The organism is Brucella sp. NBRC 113783 (genome assembly GCF_040372265.1).
Taxonomy (GTDB): domain Bacteria; phylum Pseudomonadota; class Alphaproteobacteria; order Rhizobiales; family Rhizobiaceae; genus Brucella; species Brucella teleogrylli.
The window spans coordinates 11841-33039 of the sequence record NZ_BAABRX010000009.1 but is presented as its reverse complement, the minus strand read 5'-3'; the positions used below and the strand labels follow the sequence as shown (position 1 = coordinate 33039).

The following is a 21199-nucleotide window of genomic DNA, read 5'->3' as shown; positions in this document are numbered from 1 at the left end:
TCAACATATTGATCTTGCGAGTAGATACCGCCGGCCGATACCCGAGCGGGCGCGCTTGGGGATGAAGACGGTTTTCCGGCCACGGCGAGATGACGACGGCATTGCTCGATCGTTTGACCCATCGCTGCCATATCCTGGAAACAGGTAATGACAGCTTCCGCTTCAAGGCCAGTTCGGCAGCCGCAGCAAACAAGAAAGGAGAAAAAGCCAATCCCTTGATCAAAACCCAATCATAAAACCATAGTCAGAGGTGGCTCACTTCTCGGTGGAAAAAAACCGGCTCAGTTCCGCATGGAAACCAACACAGAGCCATAGAACCAGAAAGTATCTGAGTTTTTTTGCCAAAAAAGATCATGGTGTGAATTCAGGCTGAAGCGCGACTTTTCGGTATGAGTTTATTCATAGCGATGTCTGTTTGCGACAAGTTTTTGACGGAAGATCTCTGCCGGTGTTTTGTAACCCAGACATTTGCGCGGCGTATTGTTGAGGCGACTGCAAATGAATGTCAGATCCCGGTCAGTTATTGCCAGCGGGTCGATGTCTCTTGGAAGCCAGCGTCTGGTGCGTCTGTTGGTGTTTTCGACAGTGCCTTTTTGCCAGGGTGATTGTGGGTCGCAAAACCATGTTTGCGATCCGATACCGGCCTGCAGATAAGCCCATTGCGTGAACTCGGTGCCTCGATCAAAGGTGATCGACCGGCGTGCAATATGGGGAAGGGGTTGCAGCACGGTAATCAGTCCATTCATGACAGCACGGGACTGACGATCATTGTTGCGCAACAGGACGGTAAAGCGGCTGACCCGTTCGACCAGAGACGTTACATTGGCCTTGCCGAACTTCTTGCGAAACTGGATCAAATCACATTCCCAATGCCCAAACTGTTTGCGTTTGGCCACTACGTCTGGACGGTGCAGGATGCTCAGTTCCGGCGAAAAACGGCGTCCATGACGTCGTCTTGCATGTCGTGGCCGTCGTTTGGTACGGCGCTCGGGCAGATACTTCCAAAGCCCATCTTTCCGACCCTCGGCAGAATAGACAAACTGATAGATCGTTTCATGGCTGACAGAAATGGGGTGACGTTCCAACCGCATTCTGCCGGCAATCTGTTGTGGTGACCACCCATGGCTTATGCGGTCGACAACCGATTGACGCAAATGAGCAAAACGAATGAGCTTGCGTTGCCGCGATCGCCGCTCACGCGCTTTCTGATCCGCAACCGTGCAGTAATAACCGGTCAGATCCTTGATCTCATCATCGTTAAACTGATTGCGCTTGAGCTCACGGAAAATGGTTGAACGGTGACGGCCAAGTTTCTCGGCGATAGTTTCGACAGAAATATTTGCCATACGCCAGCGCGCGATCTTGCGCCGCTCATCCAAGTCAATATGCGAGTAGCTGCGTTGCATGACGGGTTCCTTGCTTGGGATAACTCATTGTTATCGTTCGCAAGTCGCACTTCAAGCTAGAACCCACCCTGTTATAAACAGGAATTGCATAATATTAATTATGGAACTAGAGTCGCGATCGCACTAGTCTGGGCCGAGCCCCAACTCAAGAACTGAAAGATTTGGGAAGCTCACGCCGCTTCGCCCAATTGGCTCTCTGTGGAACCGCGTCTGCGCCCGATGCTAGCTGCGGCTAGGATCGCTATGCATGCCAACCCGAACACTGGCAGAAACGCAATTCTGAGCCCGAAATGCTCGCCCAGGAGGCCAAGCGACGGCGGCCCAACCAAAAACGCAAGGTATCCGATTGTCGCCACCAAGCTGACACGGACCGCACTATTTCTTCCGGAGCTGGCTCCCGCCGAGATAGCAAGCGGAAAGCCAAGGGCAGCTCCAAGCCCCCAAAATGCAACCGCAGCTGCCGCAATTAAAGGATGGGGTGCGATGATGACTAGCAGCAAGCCCACCGCTGCCGATGCTGCGCTCATACGCGCGACGACCTTCTCACCAAATCGATCCACTGCGAAGCCACCGGCAAAGCGTCCAATTGTCATCGAGCATGCGAAAATGACGAATACTGCCGATTCAATCGGCTGCCTGACTCCATAGTCGTCGACCATCAGCAACGGGAGCCAATCATTGGCCGATCCCTCGGCAAGAGCCAAGCCAAGAACGAAGAGGCCGATGAGCATCAACCTCAGGTCTTTGAGTTCCTTGACAATCACCGCGCCGAAAGAGGATTGTTTGCTGGCATGATCTGGCGATGATTTATGAACAGGCACAAAGCGAACGAAATATAGCGTGATGCACAGGGTTACTGCTGCAATCCCGGAAACGTGAGCAACTACTGAGACCGCCAGGTGCGACATCCCCATCCCGATCATGGCGCCCACAAAAGTCCCCAGACTGAAGCAACCATGCAAAGCTGGCATGATCGACTTTCCTGAAATCTCCTCAAGGAGCGCCCCCTCGACGTTGATGGCGACTTCCATCCAGCCCACACCGATTCCGAATAGGAAGAGACCAGCAAAGGCAAGAGCGGCGAGTTCGCCTTCGGCACTCAATGCCGTCAGAGCGAGCCCTGCGGAGAGCGTGAGAAGACCAAGGCGGATGACGTTTCTCGTTCCAAATCGCGTAGTCAGCGCTCCAGATGCCAGGATGCCTGACAGTGACCCAATGGAAGGGCCAAAGAGAATGAAACCCATTTGCTCGGTCGAGGCAGTTAGCGCATCACGGAGCGCTGGGGTCCGAGTTGCCCAACTGGCGTGACCAAGCCCGGGAAGAAAGAACAAAACGAAGAGCGCGAAACGCCGACTATTAAAATTTAGGGGCATATCGACCTCCTTCCTAGATCCAAAAACAGAGGCCAGCTTTGTCCCCGCGTGGATCAAAGCTGGCCATGAAGATGGCAAATGTCTTAAGACTGCTTCAGGAAATGACGCAGGACGTTGGTTGAGAGCGCCGCGACATTGTTCTTGTACTCATTGAAGGCCAGCGATCCTGCCCAGCAAATCGATCCGACCGAGAAGAGTTTACCGCCACCACCCGTATCGATGTACACGACGTCTGCTCGGACATTTGGATTGTGTGTACCGCTGACATTCGGCTCGACCTGCGTAACCGACTCCAGGAATGGGTAGTAGGTGTCGTTGTGCCGCGAGCTGAGAATGATGCGAGCATTGCTCGGCGTGCCGTTTTCAAAGTCGGCACTGTCCAGCTCATCGCCCGCTGCACCGTCCAGGACGTAGCCGAAGTCGCCGATAAGCTTCTCTTCGATGCCATCGAAGAGGAAGGCAATATCCTCGCTGTAGGAGTCGTCGGTCCGGGTGTAGCCCGAGGCGGTGCCCCATCCTACACCAGCAGACGCCACACCAAAGAACAGCCTGCTGCCCTGACCACGGTGCGTATACAGACCGCCGATCTCCCCAGTGGTGCTATGCATCAGCTCGGCAGGATGAGACGTCCAGTTTCGCTCGCCCGAGTATCCGCGACGGCATTCCAGGGTCCGAGTGTCTGCGTTGCCGAAGCTCGTGACCCAGTACCAGCCGTTTCCACCGAGATACATTATCTTCCCGCCCTTAGCCACGAAGGACTTCAGACTGCGCATCTCGCTGGACGTCGGATATTCCGGGTGAGAGCCAGAGACGACTACGTCATATCGGCTCAGCAAACTCTCGCCGAGATTATGGAGGTCCTCGTCCGTAGCAACGTCAAACCCCTGCCCCAAACTCTCCAGCCAGCCCAGGATGAAGAAATCAGCAGCGAAGTGGCGTCGAGAAGCGTTCAGCCAAGTGATGTAGTTGGGCTGAAAGTTCACGACCGGCCGGTTCCAGGATGAGTGCATTACACCACTACTGTCAGCATGCCGGTCGTAGATCGAGAGGCCAAGTTCAGGATGCGTATGGATGAAGGTATCCGTGGCATTCAACTGGATCTTGTCACGCATGCGCTTCTCGTGCGCTTCCCCGCGCTCGCCGAACCCAAGGTGTTCGTTGGCGTAGGCGAGGTAAGTGTTTGTTGGCGCAAGGAACAGAACCTTGTTGCCCGACGAGGCGCCGCCCCGAATATAAAACGGGAGATACTCCGTCGTCCCGTCCTGCTCGACTTTCGCAGCGTAGACGCCACTGTGAGTTCCGTCAGGAATTCGCAACGTGAAGTCTGTCTTCCAATTCGCATCGTTCAGGTCGTCTTCGTGAAAATGGATGGCAGCCCACTCAGAGGGGCTCTCCTGGTACCTGACATGTTCGCCGCTCCAGCTATGGCTTCTAATACCTCTGGCCGGACGGTTGAATAGAACGCCGTTGAGGCCATTGCCGCTGACGTCTGAAATATCAAGGGAGTCTATACCGACGCTGAAGTCCCATTGAGCTATGGCCCGCTGCCCTGAGCCAATTTCTGCAGGCGGCAAGCTGAATATTGCCGGATTTTCGATCCGACCGTTGAAACAGTCGGTTGGGTATCCGGAATTATCGAGACGCGCTCCAATGACAATCCGACGAACCTCGAAGACCTCGACCGCGCCAACAAGATCGACCTCATTGGCCGCAGAAGCTCTTTGCGAAGGCCATTGCCCATCGACTTCGATCTGTAGCGAAGCTTTCGACTGGCCGACACCGCCGGAAACCTTAATCCAAGCACCGGTATGATTTTCAACCGGCACTTTGACGGTGGACTGCCCTGCTCCCAACCGCAGCTCGAAGCCCTCCACTGTAGTGACGACCGACCAAGAACCTCTCGGATCGCTGCCTTCGACGCTGAGCAGGGTCTGACATTCCCGATCCGCGAGCGTCGGAAACACCCAGAGCTGAAATCCGTAGGATGATAGCGAAACAGGCTGCTCCGGCGTCACAAGTCCGTAAGAACCAGGTCGAAGCGGCTGATTGCGTCCCTGAAATATTCCGCCCAAAGCCCCAATCAACTGCTCTTCGCGTACCGGCCTGCCCTCTGCGGTAGTGTCAACTCCACGGAGCCGCACGAACTCGACATTATAGGGCTTTTCGGCTGCGCTAACCTTGAACTCGACCTGGTCGCCCGCTTCGACGCTCAGTTTGTTGGTGTAACCCAGTATCTTCATAATTTTTCCCGTAACCGCAGCGTGGGGCATTTCCCCACGCCGTATGGTCCTCATTTCATCTTCGACTTACTTGCTGCGCTGGTCCCGAGCCAAAAGGCCGTCGGCAGTCACCGCGAGCACAAGCACCGCACCTTGGACGAGATACTTGATCTCGGTCGGAGCATTGACGAGAGCGAGCCCGTTGGTGATCGATCCGATAAGGAGCGCCCCCAGAAGAGCCGCCCAAACGGACCCCTTCCCACCGAACAAGCTGGCTCCGCCGATTACAGCAGCAGCCACAGCCTCCAACAGCAAGGTGCCACTTCCCGACTGTGCGGACACGCCGAGCGTTCGAGACGCAGCGATGATGCCCGCGACACCCGAGAGAGCCCCTGCGGTCATGAACGTGTAAATGCGGATACGAGAAATGTTGATTGCGGCGCGTCGGCTCGCTTCAACACTGCCGCCAAGCGCGTAGAGATACGTCCCAAAGCGGGTCTGCGTGGTGATATAGCCCAGGATCGATAGCAGCACGATCAAGATAGCGACGGGGGTCGGAACGCCGCGATCAAGGTTCAGAACCCACACAACAGCGTTTCCTGCTACCGCAAGGGCAATAACAGGTGCCCAGGTAGCGAGCGCAGAGGCATTGTACGTGCCGAGTTTCTTCTTGTGGCTCGTCGATTGAGCAACAAGAATAGCGGACGCGATGACACCTGCAGCGACCAGGCTATAACCTGCGAGCGGCGGAAGGAAGCTGTTCGCGATCCACTGAACGTCGGTTCCCGAGAGTGGGATCGAGCCGCTTCTCGGCAGAAGCATGAGCAGAATGCCCTGCATCGCGAGTGAGGTACCGAGCGTGACGATAAATGCTGGTGCTCGGAACTTTGTGATGACGATGGACTGCACGAGACCAACGAGAGAGCCTGAAGCGATAGCAGCAAGGAGGCTCCAGTACGCCGGAATTCCGAGCGTCACCATCATGTAGCCCATGATCCCGGCAGACATCGCGCTCAGCGACGCGACGGAGAGATCGATTTCCTTAATGATCAAAACCAGCACCAGCCCCAGAGCGAGCATTGACGTAACGACGATCTGAACCGACAGATTTGTCAGATTTCTCGGGGTGAGGAAGCGGTCGTTCATAGCGTAGAAGAGAACCCAGACCAGCGCGATTGCCAACAGGACCGGCACAAACCGGTACTTTCCGCTGAATCCGTCCAAAATCTGGCGCTTGAGTTCTTTCGAGGAGCTATCGTTTGCTGGGACCAGCTTCTGGTTCGACATGGACATGTTCTTGACCTTTGTCATGAGAGGGTCCTCTAGGCTGCAGAGGCCGTCAGGCCGGTGATTGCGGAAACGAGGTCATCGCGACTGAAGGAGCCTTTCGAGAACTCCGTAACCTTCCGGCCAAGCCGCAGAACGGTAACCTTGTCGGCCATCTCCTGGACGTCCGCCAGATCGTGCGAAATGACGATCACAGCGTGATTGGTGGCCCTGAGCCGGAGGATCAACGACATCACCTCCTTGCGCTGAGCAACACCCAACGCGGCCGTCGGCTCATCAAGCAGCACGACCTTGGGCTCCCAAAGTACAGACCTGCAGATCGCAACCGACTGCCTTTGGCCGCCAGACAGACTGCCAACAGGAGCGGAAAGATCGCGTAGCGTTCGGACGCCGAGTTCGCTCAGCACCTTCTTCGCGTGGTTCTCCATGTCTGCCCGGCGGAGGCGGCGTCCGCTAAGAAGCCCTCCATGCAGTTCACGCCCAAGGAATAAGTTCTGGACGGTATCGAGATTGTCGCAGAGGGCGAGGTCCTGGTAGACCGTCTGGATGCCATAGCCCATGGAGTCTTGCGGACCAGAAATCTTGGCGACTTTTCCCTCGACCCAGATTTCTCCCGTGTCGGGAATATTGATGCCCGCAATGGTCTTGATGAGAGTGGATTTTCCCGCGCCATTGTCACCGACCAGGGCGAGTACCTCGCCTGGCCGGACCGAAATGGAGACATTTTCGAGAGCGACGATACCACCAAACCTTTTGGTGATACCGCGAAGCTCAAGAGCGGGCGTCGAGTTGTTCAACGGTGTCTGGGACATTACGAACTCCACTTATTTTTTGCAGAGTGCGGCTTCTGTCGCGGGGCCCGCGCAGATGTCGGACAGCGACAGGATACCCTTATCGACAAGCTCAGTCTTCACGTTGTCGCGGGTGATGAATACGTTCTCGTTGAAGATCGCAGGGACCTTCTTGAAACCGTTGTCGTATTCGCCGTTGACCATGGACTTCTCTTCCCCGCTCTTCGTCAGAAGGGCGACGGCGAGCTTAATGGCTGTGTCAGCCATCTTCTCGTACGGCGGCACCATGTCGTTCTCGATATTGCCAGCCAGCAGGTGCTGGATCGTACCGGCTTGGCTGTCGTAACCGCCAAATACCTTGATCTTGCCGAGAAGGTTTTGAGCGGAAAGAGCCGCGATCACGCCGTTCGCTGACGAGTCGTTGTGCACGAGGATCGCATCAAGATCCCCTGCCGACTGCTCGATGCATCCTTCGGTGGCCACGCGTGCGTTCTCTTCAGAGAGCTGGAGGTTGTCGGTCTTGCAGACGACCTCCACGGCACCCGAGTCGATAGAAGGCTTCAGGACCTTGTCCGTGCCAGAGACAATTTCGCGGTCGAAGAAGTAGGATGGGTCGCCGGTGATCAGACCGATCCGGAGCGGCTTCTTGTTGAGCGGAGCAAGCTGATCCAACGCGTATTTCGCAACCTGTTCGCCGATTGGCTCGAAGGGAACGGTAACGTAGTAGTCGATGTCGCTGTTGTCCGAATTGAACGCGTAGCCGATCACGGGAATCTTCGCATCGTGGGCGACCTGCACAATGCCCTGGCTCTGGTTCGGGACAGCTGGAGCGAGGATGATGGCCTTCGCACCGTCTGTGATCGCGGCATTTGCCTGCTCAAGCTGGCGTGCGGGGTCGTTGTCAGCGCTCTGAATCACCAGTTCGAGGTTGGGCGCGTACTTCTTGAGCGCCTCCCGCATGCCAGGACCATCATATGCGTCGAAACGGGTGATTTGGGCGTTCGGGGTGAGAAGATAAATCTTCCCAGACAGATCTTTCGCGTCCTGAGCCAACACAACAGATGTGCAGAGCAGGACCCCGGCAGCTGTAGTCAGTGCCGAGTTGAGGTATTTGAGGCAGGTCGTCATCATGATCGCGTTCCCCTTGGTTGTTAGGCGATATAAAGAATATTGGATACAATAAGGGCGAGTGTCAACGTATTTGCTAATGTTTCAATCGATTGATTTTAAGATTTTCAGCCACCCAAGATTGAGGGTGCGGCAAAACGCTCACGCCAGCGTTAAGGTGGCGAGTCGAGGTCCTAAGCAACGGTAATTGTTCAACTAAGCAGCCGAGGAAATCGGCCCTGTCGTCGCTCCAACAATTAGATCTGGACGCAACTTCATGGATGGAGTTCTGGCTTCTGGGTCACGGACTCGTGACATGAGAAGATCGGCCAGCTCTGCCGAGAATTTTTGTTCACTCCAACACAGTCGGGTCGCTAAAGCATCTCGTCGTCAGCGCCAAGTCCGAATTCATTGGCCTGTTGCCCAATTATGGAGACGTCCCTGCCAACCACTAAACCGCGCTTAAGCGCGGCATCGCGAGCAGCCTTGAAAATCGCCATATTCGAGCAGACCAATGCTGTCGGCCACGCGCCACCCTCCAGAGCGTAGGGTCTGCTATTTCCCGCCTGAAGGTCACAGAGAATTCCCACAGAGTAGCTTGCGCCCCGGTGCCCGAATGCGTCCAGCGCCTGCTCCATTCCTTCCGAAATCATAGCATTGCGACCGGGTTCACGCGGATCAACTATAAGCCGAACGTGCCTATGGCCGAGTTGTAAGAGGAACTTGCCCGCTGCTGCCGCCGCATTTGCATGGTCTATGGTCATACCGGCGAAATCTGCGGGAATGTTCCCATCGAGATCCACGATCACCGTCGAGATTAAAGACCGTTCAGTGCGTATGAGCATCTGCGTTTCTTTATTGGGCTGTGCCCAAACCATGCCTTCGATGTCGAGATTCAGGGCATGCCTGTAGAAATTCGCTATGTTTTTATCTCTGAGTGGCGGCAGAAGGACGATCCGATAGCCGTGCAGCGCGAAGCGATCCGAAAGCGATGGAAGGATTTCCACCAAGCTTCCAAATGCCGCCTTCTCTACGGGAAGGACTAGTCCAAGAAGCCGAGGCGCTCCAAGCGCGAGCCTGCGGGCAGCCTGGTTTGCCTTGTAACCCGTCGCCTTAACGGCCTCCAAAACTCTCGCGCGGGTGTCTTCAGAGACTTCAGGGTAGCCATTAATTGCGCGGCTGACAGTTGTCGGTGACAACCCGAGCATCTCGGAGAGTTCTTTCAGCTTTACGGCCATCGCTCGCAACCGCTCAGCTAGATGACCACTCGGTTACCGCTCTCTGCGGACAGCCTGATTGCATCCAAGATCCGCATCCCCGCCACCGCGTTCGCGATGGGCCATGGTTGGTCAGCATCCCCTCGTACTGCACGAGCAAACGCGCGAACCTCATGCTCATACTGGTTGGTCGGATCGAAGCGGATTACTTCAACATCCTGGTCGAATAGGTCGTCCCGTCCTCTGACACGGATGATCGTCTCCTGACTGGCAGACGGCCATACCGCTATCGGGATCTCCATCCAACCTTCGGTACCAGTCACCATGATCCAGTGTGACCAGGCCTGCCTCAGCGCCCCACTAAACAGAAGATTTCTGTAATTTGGAAACTCAAGCATGCCGGACACGGCGATATCGACACCATCCGGCTCGGACTTCTCGAAGACCGCTGTAGCTGCCACAGGCTCTGCCTCGAACAGGAAACGCGCCGCTGTAATAGGATACAAACCGACATCGCCCAGAGCCCCTCCCGCCAAATCCTTTCGGAAGCGGATATCGCCCGGGTTCGAGTTCATCACGCTGTAGGTTGCGTGAACCTGCTTTACCTCGCCCAACCTGCCGCTGCGGATAATCTCTCGCGCCGCAAGCCATCTTGGGTGATAGCGAACCATGATCGCCTCGGAGACTTGGAGTCCCGTGCGGCGCTGTGCTTCTTCAAGGCGCCCAGCGTCGGCAGTATCGATGCCCAGGGGCTTTTCGCAGAGAACATGCTTTCCTGCGTTCAGCGCTTCAATCGCCTCATCGACGTGGCAGCTATTGGGCGTCGGGATATAAACCGCATCGACAGATGGGTCCGATAACAGGTCGCCCAAAGAGGCATAGTGGGAAGGAATATCGAATTCCTCCGCCACAGACGCGGCCCTTTCTGCGTCGCGGGAGCAGACCGCTACCACCTCGCACTCATCAACCGCCTTCATGGCGGGGATGACCCAATCACGAGCAATCTTTGCTGTTGAAACGATTCCAAAGCGCAGCGGCTTCATATAAGTCATCCCCTCCCCTGAATTGACGATTAGAAGCGAAGTCGAGCGAACGTGGACTTCGTTTGCATGAATTCGAGCAGACCTTCGGAGCCATTTTCACGGCCAAGTCCACTTGCCTTCATCCCGCCGAACGGCAGTTGAGGTACAGTCTCCAAGTAGCAGTTGATGTAGACGAAGCCGCTCTTCAGCGAGCGAGACACGGCCATTGCGCGATCCAGGTTGGTCGTCCAGAGACCATTTGCCAGGCCATAGGCCGTAGAATTCGCCAGGCTAATCGCCTCGGCGTCGCTGGAGAACGTGGTTACGCCCAGAACCGGTCCGAATACCTCTTCGTTGAAAATGGTCATCTCAGGCGTGATGCCGGTGAAGATCGTCGGCTCGACATACAAGCCGTCCTTGAGCCGCTCGTCGCCCGGCCGGCCACCGCCCGTCACGAGAGTTGCGCCTTCGTCCTTGGTCTTCTCAATGTAGCCCAACACCTTTTCCTGGTGCTGCTCATGGATCATCGGACCGATGTCCGCGCCTTCGTCAGAAGCCCCGCCAAGCTTGAGAGCCTTCGCTTTGGCAGCGAGTCTCTCGACAAACTCAGATGCGATCTTCTCATCGATGATGAGACGAGCACCTGCGCAGCACTCCTCACCCTGATTGATGGTGAACGCCGCCAATGCGCCGTCGACGGCAGCGTCCAGGTCAGCGTCTGCAAACACGATGTTTGCGCCCTTGCCGCCAAGTTCGAGCGCGACCTTTTTCAGATTCTGGCCACAGACACTGGCGATTCTCCGACCAACTGTCGTCGACCCCGTGAAAGAAATCATGTCGACGTCGGGATGCCCGCAAAGCGTCTCTCCAACATCGTCACCATTGCCCGGGATCACAGAGATCACACCATCGGGAATCCCTGCTTCCTTAGCGATCCTCGCATATTCCAAGGTTGTTCCCGGCGTGAACGTGGACGGCTTGATAACGACCGAGCAGCCCGCAACCAATGCATAGGGAAGTTTCTGGAAGAGCGTGACGGTTGGAAAATTCCAGGGAAGGATCATACCAACCACCGGCAAAGCTTCGTACGTCACCAAGCCAAGCTTGTCCGCGCCCTCGTGGTTGACAACGCGTCCTGGAATGTTCCAGGCCAGCGTGGCAGCAAAGCGAGCCAACTCGATAGACCATTCGATCTCGCCACGGGCGGCGGCAAGCGTCTTGCCCGCCTCATCCGCCTCAATTTGGCTGAGCTTATCGATCTCCGACGCAATCAGATCGGCAAAGCGCTGAATGATCTTCCCTCGTTCGATTGCAGCCATTTGTGACCACGCGCCGTGATCGAATGCCGACTTTGCAGAAGCCACCGCCCTTTGCACATCGCTGACCGACGCCAGGCATACGGACGCAACGACGGCTCCTGACGCAGGGGAACGACGGTCAAATGTCTCATTTGCCTCAGGACGTTCTCTCTTTCCGTCGAGCCAAAGGCCATGGGTTCTAACGGTCATGTCGCACCTTTCATCGATTCTGATAGCTAAAAGCCATCACACCAAAAATTGTCTTATTGTTATATTGCATCCAATCTCCAATCGCGCAAGAACATATTCGGATGCAGTTGAATTCGAGCTGGCTCCATTCGGGGCGCACGACTCCCAAAGGAACATGCGTCTCCATAGCGTTCAGACCAATTGCACCGCGCAAAATTAGTTAAAGTTCCGTTGCGACCAAGTGCGCATTGGGCCGAACGCTATTGACAAGTTCGTCATTTTGTATCCAATATCCTTTATATAAACACCGAAAGGGGAATGCAAATGACAAATCATCGGTATCTCGGAACCCCATCATTCGAAGTCAGTCGTCGCGCTCTACTAACCGCTACGGCAGCGGTTGGTGTCCAAGTCGCTTTTGCGCGGGTTTTTGCCACTCCTGCTCTCGCCGCGTCGGGCGGAGACCTCCAAATCATGGCATGGGAAGGCTATGACCTGACCAAGGAACTCAAGGATTGGCGTGACAAGAACGGCGTCACGGTCGAGACCACGTCCATCGCTTCGCAGGACGATGTTCACACCAAGTTTATTGCCGGAAATCCGCCGCCAATCGACCTCGCTGAGTACAATCAGGCCTACAGCAAGCTGTACGTCGACGATCTCAAGATCGTCACGCCGCTGGATATCTCGAAGATCCCGAACTACAACGCGGACAACCTCTTCCCCGAGTTCTTCGACAAGCCGACGTGGTTCCGCGACGGCAAGCATTGGGGCTCGCCGTATATCTGGGGCTTCAACTCGCTTCTGTACAATTCTGCAGAAATGCAGGAGCCGACGTCCTACAATGACCTGCTGAAGCCCGAGCTGAAGGGCAAGATCGCGATCATGGATGACGCCACCGGCAACTGGCCGCTCATCGCGCGTCTCGCTGGGTTTGGTGACAAGTATCCCCTGCTCAGCAAGGATGAGCTCAAGACCGCTTTCGAGAAATTCGTGCCATTCCGCGAACAGGCTCGCTTGATCGCAGTCAATCAGGGTGATGTCGCAAACTTCGTGGCTTCGAAGGAAGTGCTGGCCGTTCTGGTCGCCGACCCTCAGATCATCCAGCAGGTTACCGCGCAGGGTGTCCCGTTGAAGCTGGCGTTGCCGAAAGAAGGACCGGTTCTCTGGGTCGACGCTTGGTTCATCCCGGTCTCTGCCGACAACATTGAGACAGCCCACGCGTTCATCAATCAGTCGCTCGATCCTCAGGTCCAGGCGAATGTCGCAATGGCGATCAATCAGGCGCCGGTCTCCAAGAAGGCCGTCGAGCTTTTGGATGAGGCCGCACACAAGCGGATCGACTACTCCAAGGTCGACTCCCTCTTTGCCGCCGGTCTTCCTGGCATCCCCCCGGTCGAAGGCGATGGTAACGTGGCGACTTACGACGACTGGATCCAGGCCTGGCAGCAGTTCAAAGCCGGTATGTAATCTTATAGTGCCGGGCCGGTGGCCCGGCCAGCTTCAATTGCCCGGAGGTTGTTCGGTGGTTAGCTCACAAAAGGCTGGCGGTTATTTGGCCGCGCCAGCGGTCGTTTACATGGCCATTTTCTTCGTCGCGCCAAGCCTGCTTTTGTTTTGGTACAGCTTTTGGACTGCGAGTTCGTTTCGGATTGTGCCGGATTTCGTTCTGACGAACTACCTGACGGCCATCCAGTCGCAGCTATTTCTGACCGTAACGATCAACGCCATTGTGATCGGGCTGGTGACAGCTGCTGTCACGGTCGTTCTATCCATTCCGGTGGCCTATTACCTAACCTATGTCACCAAGTCGAAGGTGATATTCTACCTGGTGCTGATCACCTGGTTCTCCAGCTACCTCGTCCGAATTTATGCCTGGCGAACGCTTCTGGGTACCAACGGCCTGTTGAACACGGCACTGCTCCAGCTCGGAATAATCTCCAAGCCCATTGAGGCGTTCCTGTTCAGCCCGTTTGCGGTCGGTGTGACCCTCGTCCACATCTACCTCCCCTTCGCAATCCTGATGGTTGTCTCCGCCATGAGCGAGATCAAGAAGGAGCTGATTGAGGCGTCCCGCGATCTCGGCACCGGCCCGGTCGGAGCATTCATAAGGGTCGTTGCGCCAAATGCCGCCCAGGGCCTGATCGGTGCGTTCATGCTCACCTTCATTTTGGCCGCAAGTGACTATGTGACACCGCAAATGGTCGGCGGCTCATCGGGCCAGACGACAGGTCTCCTCATCGCTGATCAGTTCAGAAAGACGGGCAATTGGCCCATGGGTGCCGCTCAGGCATTCCTCATGTTCCTGATCTCAATCCTGATCTACGTCATCATCAGCGCGATTGCCCGAGCCACAGGGCTCACGCGGTCCCATCGCGCTTCAAAGGAGGCAAAGTGATGTTGCTGCGGTTCATCGTCTATCTCATCGTCGCCTTCCTTCTGATCCCCCTCGCGCTGATCGTTTTGTTCAGCTTCAACGCTGATCAGTCGTTCACCTTTCCGATCAACGGCTACAGCTTCCGTTGGTACGAGCAGATCTTCACTGATCCGCAGCTCACCCGAGCACTGTGGAAGAGCCTGATGATCGCAACGCTCACCGCAATTGTGACCCTCGTTCTAGGTGCGGCCGCCTCCCTTGCTTGGCTCCGTTTCGGCAAGACTGGACGCGGCATCTTGGAAGTTCTGTGCATCACGCCTATTGCCCTTCCCGGCCTTTTCCTTGGCGTATCCTTGCTCGTTCTGGCGTCGCAAGTTGGTGTACAGCTCTCGATGGTCACGATTGTCGTTTCGCACGTTGTCTTGGCCCTCCCGATGTTGATGATCGCCATGCGTGCTCGATTGGCGTTGTTCGATCCGAGTCTGGAGGAAGCGTCGCGTGACCTGGGAGCCTCGCAAATTCTTACGTTCCGACGCGTGACGCTTCCGTTGATCGCGCCAACCTTGATCTCCTGCGCGGTGTTGAGCTTTGCCTTGTCCTTCGACGAGTTCGTGGTCACCGCCTTCGTCTCTGGCACGGAGACAACGCTGCCGATGTACATTTGGTCGATGATGCGAAGGACCGTCACCCCGCTGATCAATGCCATCTCCACGCTCGCAATGATCTTCACCATTGCAATTATCACCATCGCGCTGGTCATTTCCGCAATGAAGCGAGCAGCCAATCTGTCGGGCCGCGAAGCCGCGTAAAGGGAGCAAGACCATGACCAATCCTACTCCGATCATCGAGATCACGAACGGTAAGAAGGTGTTCGGCAAGTTCACCGCTCTGGACGATATCAATATCAGCATCGCAAAAGGCGAGATCGTGACCCTTCTTGGGCCGAGCGGTTGCGGTAAGACAACCCTGATGCGTATCATCGCGGGCTTCGAGAGCCTGACCTCCGGCTCGCTGAAGATCGACGCCAAGGACGTCGCTACGCTCGCGCCTGAAAAGCGCCCGGTCAACATGGTGTTCCAGCGCTATGCCCTTTTCCCGCATTTGGACGTCTTCGAAAATGTAGCTTACGGCCTGAAGGTCAAAGCCATTGGAAAGGATGAGCGCCGCGAGCGTGTCCAGCGCATGCTGAAAATTGTGCAGATGGAACACCTGCAGCATCGCTACATCACGGAACTCAGCGGTGGCCAGTGCCAGCGCGTCGCTCTTGCCCGAGCGCTTGTGAACGAGCCAAAGGTATTGCTCCTGGATGAGCCCTTGGCGGCACTGGATCTGAAAATTCGCCAGCATATGCTCACCGAGATGAAGCGCATCCATGCTGAGACGGGCGCGACCTTCATCTACGTCACCCACGATCAGGATGAGGCAATGATCCTCTCGGACCGTGTAGTGCTGATTGATCGTGGCAGGATTGTACAGATCGATACGCCACAGCGCATGTACAACAATCCTAACTGCCTGTTCTCTGCAAAGTTCTTGGGCGAGACCAATATCCTCCACGGAACTATTGTAGAGGACAACGCCGGACGATCTGCCTTCAAAGCTGCCGACGGCAATTTCTCCTTCCGGTCAGAAACTGCTCTGGCCCGAAATAGCTCCGCGATCATGTCGGTTCGACCTGAAGCAATCTCTCTGTGTTCTGACAAGCCCGCAAACGACAACGCCATTGCTGCGACGGTCACGGATATGCTGTTCACCGGCAGCAGGTCATTCTACAGCCTGCTGAGCGACAACGGCGAGATCATTCGCGCACAGATCCAGAACGCTCCAGGCATCAGTCGTCCTGCAGTCGGTGACCGCGTGCATGTCGCCTGGCCCCACGACGGAGCGGTTGTTCTTCCCGCTCCTCCCCAAAATGAAGCGCGGGCAGCAAAATGAGCGCATCCACGACGGTCATCAAACGACATACCGTTACGGCGACTGTGCTTGAGCTGATCCGAGATCGGATCATCTCCGGCGCCTATCCTGGCGGTCAACAAATCCGGCAGGAGGCGATTGCCGAGGAGTTTGGAGTTTCGCGGATTCCTATCCGCGAGGCTCTGGTTCAGCTTGAGGCGGAAGGCTTCGTTCAAATCCACACCCACAAGGGCGCCATCGTCGCGCAGCTCACCGTCGACGATGCTATCGACATCTTTGATGCTCGCCTCGTCTTGGAACCAAGCATTCTTCGTCAGGCCATTGCGAAGGCATCAGAAGAAGATGTTCACCGGGTGAACGAGGCTCTGTTGAACTACGAGCGAGGGGTCGCGGCCGAGTTCTCTCCTGCACAGCTCAGTGATTTGAACTGGGCGTTCCACAAGGCACTTTCGGCATCGTCGGGGCGGTGGCGCTCGCTGTCTGTCCTGTCCTCACTTTACAAGTCGGCGGACAGATACCTGAGACTGCAGATCGATAGCCGAGAAGCGCGTCAGAATGCTTTGCACGACCATCGCGCAATCGCGGCGGCATTCGAGGTGGGCGATGGCGTTCTCGCCCAGAAGCTCCTTTCGAAGCACATCTCAAACGCACGCGACGACGTCACGAAAAACTTGAAAGCCGCAGAAGTCTAAGGCTCAAATCGGCAGATGCAATTAGGCGACAGTGCTGAACCGTCGTCGAAGACAGAGGGAATTGGAATGCAACTGGATAAAGTCATCACCGTTGTCGGCGCCCATGCCGAGGGTGAGGTTGGCCGAGTGATCACCGGCGGTGTGCTGCCCCCCAAGGGCAAGAACATGTTTGAGCGAATGGAAAATCTTGAGAAAGATAGCGCCTGGCTCCGCAACATGCTCCTGTTCGATCCGCGCGGCAGCGTCAATGCCGCAGTCAACCTCATCACCCCTCCGTGCCGCGAAGATGCAGACATTGGCATGATCGTGATGGAGTCGGACTACTTCGTCCCGATGTCTGGCTCGAACCTTATCTGCACAGTCACCGTTGCGCTTGAAGCAGGCATGATCCCGATGAAGGAGCCGGTGACCATTGTTCGCGTGGACACGCCTGCGGGATTGGTCGAGGTTGAGGCAGAGTGCCGCAATGGCAAGTGCAAACGCATAACCTTCCGCAACATTCCCTCTTTCGTAATGCATCGTGATGCGACCATTGAGGTTCCTGGCATCGGGAATCTTCGTGTCGATGTGGCCTACGGCGGCATGATCTATTGCATCGTGAACGCTGAAGACCTCAAGCTAACGCTCGACCGCAAGGAAGCGAGAATGCTCGTTGAGCTGGGTGAGCGGATCAAGGCTGCAGCCGCTGTGCAACTGCCATCCGTCCATCCTGAAAATCCTGGCATCCACACGATCAATCAGGTCGAGTTCGCCGGACCGCTTCAGGTCATCGATGGCCTCAAGACGTCGAAGAATGCCGTTGTGGTTTCTCCGGGGCGTCTTGACCGCTGCCCCTGCGGCACGGGAACGTCGGCCCGTATGGCATTGCTTCACGCAAAGGGCGATCTCGCGGTGGGTGAGCGCTTCAGACATCTGTCTATCCTCGATACTGCTTTCGAGTGTGAGATCCTGGAAACGGGCAATGCAGGTCCCATCCCTGCAATCACCCCTCAGGTGTCGGGTCGCGCTTGGCTGACAGGTGTTAGCCACTATGGCGTCGATCCCGAAGATCCCTTCCCCGAAGGCTATAGGCTCTCGGATACCTGGTTCAATTAATCGCCGACACGGAGGCAGCTCGATGAAAGCTTTCGACAAGGACTTCACATGGTTCAACGAGCCGCCGAACTCAGTCTTTGAAGGTGGTCACCTAGAGGTGACCACTGGAGAAAAGACGGACTTCTGGCGTGACACGTTCTACAATTTTTGGCGGGACGATGGCCATTTCCTCCACGAACAGGTCAGCGGAGACTTCACGGCAGAGGTCACCATCCAAGGCGATTACACGGTCCTTTATGATCAGGCTGGCCTGATGGTTCGACTCGGCGAGACCCATTGGGTCAAGGCCGGGATCGAATTTACAGATGGGAAGATGTACTTTTCCGTTGTCGTGACAAACGACACTTCGGATTGGTCACTCGTCCCCGTCCCCGTCGGCCCCGTCGGCGTCCGCATCCGCATTACCCGGCACCACGAGGCGATCCGGGTTCAATACCTGGACCACACTGACGGCAAGTGGATCCCAGTCCGCCTTGCATACTTGCCTCCGAGCACGAAGATCGATGTGGGCCTAATGTGCTGCTCGCCAGAGCGGGCCGGGTTCAAAGCAACCTTCACCGATTATATTCTCGGGCCGCCGATTGCGCGTGAGCTCCACGACTAAGCTGCCGATTTAAGCCACGTGGTGTGTCCAATTCGACACCATTAGCGGTTAAGTAGCATATCGAGCGTTTACAACAGTATGACCGCTGCGAAAGCATTGAGTAGATGCTTGCGCAACGGTCACTTTGTATTCAATATACGGTTTTCATCATGATGAGTCCGTAATGAAAGTTGCTCCTGCTATTAAGCGCCAAACTGTCACTTCCTCGGTCCTCGACCTCCTGCGCGATAGAATTATTTCCGGCTTCTATGAAGGCGGACATCAGATCCGCCAGGAGGCAATCGCTGACGAAGTTGGTGTAAGCCGCATCCCAGTCCGTGAAGCTCTGGTTCAGCTGGAAGCGGAGGGACTGGTTGTCATCCACACGCACAAAGGCGCTGTGGTCGCCAAGCTTACGGCCGATGACGCTATCGACATCTTCGAGGCTCGCCTTATGCTGGAGCCATTCATTCTCCAGAAGTCGATGGATCAGGCCAGGGATGAGGATGTGGCCCGAGTGTGGAACGCGTTCCACGACTACGAAAAGGCGCTCGTGGGTGATCAGGGCCCAGCTGCCTTGAGCCAACTCAACTGGGCTTTTCACACGGCCTTGTCTCTTCCGGCAAATCGCCCTCGCTCCTTGTCGGTGCTTTCAAGCCTCTATAATTCTGCAGACCGCTATCTTCGGCTGCAAATTGATGCAAAGGCGGCTCAAACGAAAGCGCTTGCGGAGCACAAGGAGCTTGCGGAATATTTCGCCGAGGCGAAGCATTCAGCCGCACAGAAACTGCTCAAGAAGCACATCACGGACGCTCGGGACGACGTAATTCGCGGTCTGGAGCATAGGAAGCTCGGAGCAGCCTGATACAAGCCCACGCAGAAAAGGCCCGCTTGGCTTCCACCATGCGGGCCTTTTCTGTGCCTGGGAGGTACTAGGCGTATTGCTTCTGGTCGGCGTAAGGCTGCGGTTCACGCTTGAGGGCCGCCACTCCCTTGATACGATCCGAGATTTTCTCGGCAATCATCATCGTCGGCGCGTGCAGGTTTCCGTTTGAGATGCGCGGCATCACCGAGGCATCGACTACGCGCAGGCCCTGCATGCCATGTACACGCCCCTCTTCGTCGACGACCGCCATGTCATCGCTGCCCATGCGGCAGCTGGAGCACGGGTGGTATTGCGTACCCATGTTGTCCTGAAGCCAGGCGAAGATTTCCTCATCGCTTTTCTTCCGGAGGCCCGGAACGACGGCTTCCCCACGGACCTTGTCCCATCCACGCTGCTGAATGATCTCGTCGGTGTGTCTCACGCCATCAATCAGATTTCGGCGATCTTCCATGTCCGTCAGATAGTTCAGGACAATCGACGGGTGCTTGCGAGGGTCGCCGCTGTTCAAGGTTACGGCGCCTCGGCTATTCGGTCGCCCAAGGCAAACCTGGTACTGGAAGCCGTCTTCGATATTGACTTCACCGTGCATCAGTTCGCCCAACATCGGGAGGAATTCATGCTGGATGTTGGCATACTCGATGGAGTCGCTGCTCTTAAAGAACGAGCCGGTCTCCCACATGTTGGTGACACCGATGCCACGGCGCAGGAACATCCACTGAGCACCGATCATCGCCATCTTGAAGATGTTCATTTCGCCTACCGGTGAGACACCTTTTCGCGAACCGCGATACTTCACGGAAACGGCGACATGGTCCTGAAGCCCCTTCCCGACGCCAGGGAGGTCGTGCACCGACTTCACTCCATGGGCAGCGAGTTCGCTGGCAGGTCCGACGCCCGAGAGCAACAACAGCTGTGGAGAGTTGAAAGCGCCGCCGCACAGGATGACTTCGCGTTCGGCCTCAGCTTCAATCACCTTGCCTGCCTGCTCATACCGCACGCCGGTGGCTTTCTTGCCGCTGAACAGTACCTTGTGAACCAATGCATTGAGCTGCAGGTCGACGTTGCCACGCTTCACGGCCGGTCGAAGATAGGCCCGGCCGCCACTGGCGCGGATACCGTGGTCGATGTTGGCCTGGTAAGCGTGGACACCTTCTTGGCGATAAGCGTTGTAGTCCTTGTTGAGCGGATGACCGGCCTGCTGCCCGGCTTCAAGAAAGGCCTGGAAGATCTCGTGATCGGCCTTCAGCGTCGTGATCGCGATAGGGCCCTTTCCGCCACGGTACTCGTTTGCACCGCCATCGTAGGCTTCAAGTTTCTTGAAGTACGGCAGGCAGTCAGCATACGACCAGCTCTTCACGCCGTCTTCGGCCCACCGGTCGAAGTCACGCGGGTTTCCGCGCACATAGACCATACCATTGAGCGAACCGGAGCCCCCGAGCATCTTCCCACGGATATGCGGCACCATGCGATTGTGCAGCGCAGGCTCAGGGCCAGTATCGAATTCCCATGTCCTGGTCTTGTCCGTGAGTGGATAGGACATCGCAGCGGGCATGCGGACATAGATCGAATTATCATGCGGACCAGCTTCGAGCACGAGAACCCGTACATTGCGATCCTCGCCCAATCGGGCCGCCACAATCGAGCCCGCTGCTCCCGACCCGACAACGATGTAGTCGTATTTCCTATTCGGCATTTGATGTCCCCAATTGATGACTCCGAGCAGCCCAGCCACACTTGGCATGA

At 56.3% G+C, this 21199-nt stretch carries 18 protein-coding genes and 1 pseudogene; 9 read left to right on the top strand and 10 right to left on the bottom strand.

The genetic code is table 11. From position 1 onward, the window contains the following. Window positions 1–77: 77 nt before the first annotated feature. Window positions 78–236 (top strand): annotated as a pseudogene (locus ABWW11_RS21115) (ATP-binding protein); the annotation flags it as partial. A 159-nt stretch (window positions 237–395) separates the two neighbouring features. Here the strand turns inward: ABWW11_RS21115 and ABWW11_RS21110 are convergent. The 9 genes from ABWW11_RS21110 to ABWW11_RS21070 form a co-directional block, all read right to left on the bottom strand. Next, the gene (locus ABWW11_RS21110; RefSeq protein WP_319081047.1) at window positions 396–1406 is read right to left on the bottom strand and encodes an IS30 family transposase; all 1011 of its coding nucleotides are present in this window, start codon (window positions 1404–1406) and stop codon (window positions 396–398) included. A 170-nt stretch (window positions 1407–1576) separates the two neighbouring features. Then, complete coding sequence (locus ABWW11_RS21105) at window positions 1577–2779, bottom strand: MFS transporter (RefSeq protein ID WP_319081046.1); 1203 nt, start codon at window positions 2777–2779, stop codon at window positions 1577–1579. A gap of 83 nt (window positions 2780–2862) precedes the next feature. After that, window positions 2863–5019 carry a N,N-dimethylformamidase beta subunit family domain-containing protein gene (locus ABWW11_RS21100; protein WP_319081045.1) on the bottom strand — a complete coding sequence of 719 codons (2157 nt, stop codon included), beginning with the start codon at window positions 5017–5019 and terminating at the stop codon, window positions 2863–2865. Between the two features lie 66 nt (window positions 5020–5085). Then, complete coding sequence (locus tag ABWW11_RS21095; protein ID WP_319081044.1) at window positions 5086–6309, bottom strand: sugar ABC transporter permease; 1224 nt, start codon at window positions 6307–6309, stop codon at window positions 5086–5088. Window positions 6310–6320: 11 nt separating this feature from the next. After that, the gene (locus tag ABWW11_RS21090) at window positions 6321–7097 is read right to left on the bottom strand and encodes an ATP-binding cassette domain-containing protein (protein ID WP_319081043.1); all 777 of its coding nucleotides are present in this window, start codon (window positions 7095–7097) and stop codon (window positions 6321–6323) included. A gap of 12 nt (window positions 7098–7109) precedes the next feature. Further along, the gene (locus tag ABWW11_RS21085; protein WP_319081042.1) at window positions 7110–8207 is read right to left on the bottom strand and encodes a substrate-binding domain-containing protein; all 1098 of its coding nucleotides are present in this window, start codon (window positions 8205–8207) and stop codon (window positions 7110–7112) included. A 350-nt stretch (window positions 8208–8557) separates the two neighbouring features. Beyond that, window positions 8558–9421 (bottom strand): LacI family DNA-binding transcriptional regulator, encoded by an 864-nt coding sequence (locus tag ABWW11_RS21080; RefSeq protein ID WP_319081041.1) that lies wholly within the window; start codon window positions 9419–9421, stop codon window positions 8558–8560. A 17-nt stretch (window positions 9422–9438) separates the two neighbouring features. After that, a complete protein-coding gene (locus tag ABWW11_RS21075) occupies window positions 9439–10443 on the bottom strand; it encodes a Gfo/Idh/MocA family protein (protein WP_319081040.1) in 1005 nt (334 codons plus the stop codon). A 29-nt stretch (window positions 10444–10472) separates the two neighbouring features. Beyond that, complete coding sequence (locus tag ABWW11_RS21070) at window positions 10473–11930, bottom strand: aldehyde dehydrogenase family protein (RefSeq protein WP_319081039.1); 1458 nt, start codon at window positions 11928–11930, stop codon at window positions 10473–10475. Between the two features lie 453 nt (window positions 11931–12383). Between ABWW11_RS21070 and ABWW11_RS21065 the strand changes: the two genes are divergently transcribed. The 8 genes from ABWW11_RS21065 to ABWW11_RS21030 all read left to right on the top strand — a co-directional run bounded on the left by ABWW11_RS21065 (window position 12384) and on the right by ABWW11_RS21030 (window position 19435). After that, on the top strand, window positions 12384–13379 hold the full coding sequence (locus ABWW11_RS21065) for an ABC transporter substrate-binding protein (RefSeq protein WP_319081038.1): 996 nt from the start codon (window positions 12384–12386) through the stop codon (window positions 13377–13379). Window positions 13380–13434: 55 nt separating this feature from the next. Further along, window positions 13435–14307 carry an ABC transporter permease gene (locus tag ABWW11_RS21060; protein ID WP_319081037.1) on the top strand — a complete coding sequence of 291 codons (873 nt, stop codon included), beginning with the start codon at window positions 13435–13437 and terminating at the stop codon, window positions 14305–14307. Then, complete coding sequence (locus ABWW11_RS21055; RefSeq protein ID WP_319081036.1) at window positions 14307–15095, top strand: ABC transporter permease; 789 nt, start codon at window positions 14307–14309, stop codon at window positions 15093–15095. Before ABWW11_RS21060 ends, ABWW11_RS21055 begins: the two co-directional genes overlap by 1 nt. Before the next feature lie 13 nt (window positions 15096–15108). Further along, on the top strand, window positions 15109–16221 hold the full coding sequence (locus ABWW11_RS21050) for an ABC transporter ATP-binding protein (protein ID WP_319081035.1): 1113 nt from the start codon (window positions 15109–15111) through the stop codon (window positions 16219–16221). Next, the gene (locus tag ABWW11_RS21045; RefSeq protein ID WP_319081034.1) at window positions 16218–16892 is read left to right on the top strand and encodes a GntR family transcriptional regulator; all 675 of its coding nucleotides are present in this window, start codon (window positions 16218–16220) and stop codon (window positions 16890–16892) included. Before ABWW11_RS21050 ends, ABWW11_RS21045 begins: the two co-directional genes overlap by 4 nt. Window positions 16893–16958: 66 nt before the next feature. Next, on the top strand, window positions 16959–17987 hold the full coding sequence (locus ABWW11_RS21040; protein WP_319081033.1) for a proline racemase family protein: 1029 nt from the start codon (window positions 16959–16961) through the stop codon (window positions 17985–17987). Window positions 17988–18009: 22 nt separating this feature from the next. Then, window positions 18010–18591, top strand: a complete 582-nt coding sequence (locus ABWW11_RS21035; RefSeq protein WP_319081032.1) for a DUF1349 domain-containing protein — start codon at window positions 18010–18012, stop codon at window positions 18589–18591. A 163-nt stretch (window positions 18592–18754) separates the two neighbouring features. Continuing rightward, window positions 18755–19435, top strand: coding sequence for a GntR family transcriptional regulator (locus ABWW11_RS21030; protein WP_319081031.1), 681 nt, complete (start codon window positions 18755–18757; stop codon window positions 19433–19435). A gap of 67 nt (window positions 19436–19502) precedes the next feature. Here ABWW11_RS21030 and ABWW11_RS21025 read toward each other — a convergent pair whose 3' ends face one another. Then, a complete protein-coding gene (locus tag ABWW11_RS21025; protein WP_319081030.1) occupies window positions 19503–21149 on the bottom strand; it encodes a choline dehydrogenase in 1647 nt (548 codons plus the stop codon). Between the last annotated feature and the right edge of the window lie 50 nt (window positions 21150–21199).

What these genes read in the sequence shown, in the direction of transcription:
- ABWW11_RS21065 (WP_319081038.1), top strand. Translation starts at nt 12,384, where the DNA reads ATGGCATGGGAAGGCTATGACCTGACCAAGGAACTCAAGGATTGGCGT.
- ABWW11_RS21105 (WP_319081046.1), bottom strand. Translation starts at nt 2,779, where the DNA reads ATGCCCCTAAATTTTAATAGTCGGCGTTTCGCGCTCTTCGTTTTGTTC.
- ABWW11_RS21095 (WP_319081044.1), bottom strand. Translation starts at nt 6,309, where the DNA reads ATGACAAAGGTCAAGAACATGTCCATGTCGAACCAGAAGCTGGTCCCA.
- ABWW11_RS21070 (WP_319081039.1), bottom strand. Translation starts at nt 11,930, where the DNA reads ATGACCGTTAGAACCCATGGCCTTTGGCTCGACGGAAAGAGAGAACGT.
- ABWW11_RS21100 (WP_319081045.1), bottom strand. Translation starts at nt 5,019, where the DNA reads ATGAAGATACTGGGTTACACCAACAAACTGAGCGTCGAAGCGGGCGAC.
- ABWW11_RS21035 (WP_319081032.1), top strand. Translation starts at nt 18,010, where the DNA reads ATGAAAGCTTTCGACAAGGACTTCACATGGTTCAACGAGCCGCCGAAC.
- ABWW11_RS21050 (WP_319081035.1), top strand. Translation starts at nt 15,109, where the DNA reads ATGACCAATCCTACTCCGATCATCGAGATCACGAACGGTAAGAAGGTG.
- ABWW11_RS21085 (WP_319081042.1), bottom strand. Translation starts at nt 8,207, where the DNA reads ATGATGACGACCTGCCTCAAATACCTCAACTCGGCACTGACTACAGCT.
- ABWW11_RS21040 (WP_319081033.1), top strand. Translation starts at nt 16,959, where the DNA reads ATGCAACTGGATAAAGTCATCACCGTTGTCGGCGCCCATGCCGAGGGT.
- ABWW11_RS21045 (WP_319081034.1), top strand. Translation starts at nt 16,218, where the DNA reads ATGAGCGCATCCACGACGGTCATCAAACGACATACCGTTACGGCGACT.
- ABWW11_RS21025 (WP_319081030.1), bottom strand. Translation starts at nt 21,149, where the DNA reads ATGCCGAATAGGAAATACGACTACATCGTTGTCGGGTCGGGAGCAGCG.
- ABWW11_RS21055 (WP_319081036.1), top strand. Translation starts at nt 14,307, where the DNA reads ATGTTGCTGCGGTTCATCGTCTATCTCATCGTCGCCTTCCTTCTGATC.
- ABWW11_RS21030 (WP_319081031.1), top strand. Translation starts at nt 18,755, where the DNA reads ATGAAAGTTGCTCCTGCTATTAAGCGCCAAACTGTCACTTCCTCGGTC.
- ABWW11_RS21110 (WP_319081047.1), bottom strand. Translation starts at nt 1,406, where the DNA reads ATGCAACGCAGCTACTCGCATATTGACTTGGATGAGCGGCGCAAGATC.
- ABWW11_RS21075 (WP_319081040.1), bottom strand. Translation starts at nt 10,443, where the DNA reads ATGAAGCCGCTGCGCTTTGGAATCGTTTCAACAGCAAAGATTGCTCGT.
- ABWW11_RS21080 (WP_319081041.1), bottom strand. Translation starts at nt 9,421, where the DNA reads ATGGCCGTAAAGCTGAAAGAACTCTCCGAGATGCTCGGGTTGTCACCG.
- ABWW11_RS21090 (WP_319081043.1), bottom strand. Translation starts at nt 7,097, where the DNA reads ATGTCCCAGACACCGTTGAACAACTCGACGCCCGCTCTTGAGCTTCGC.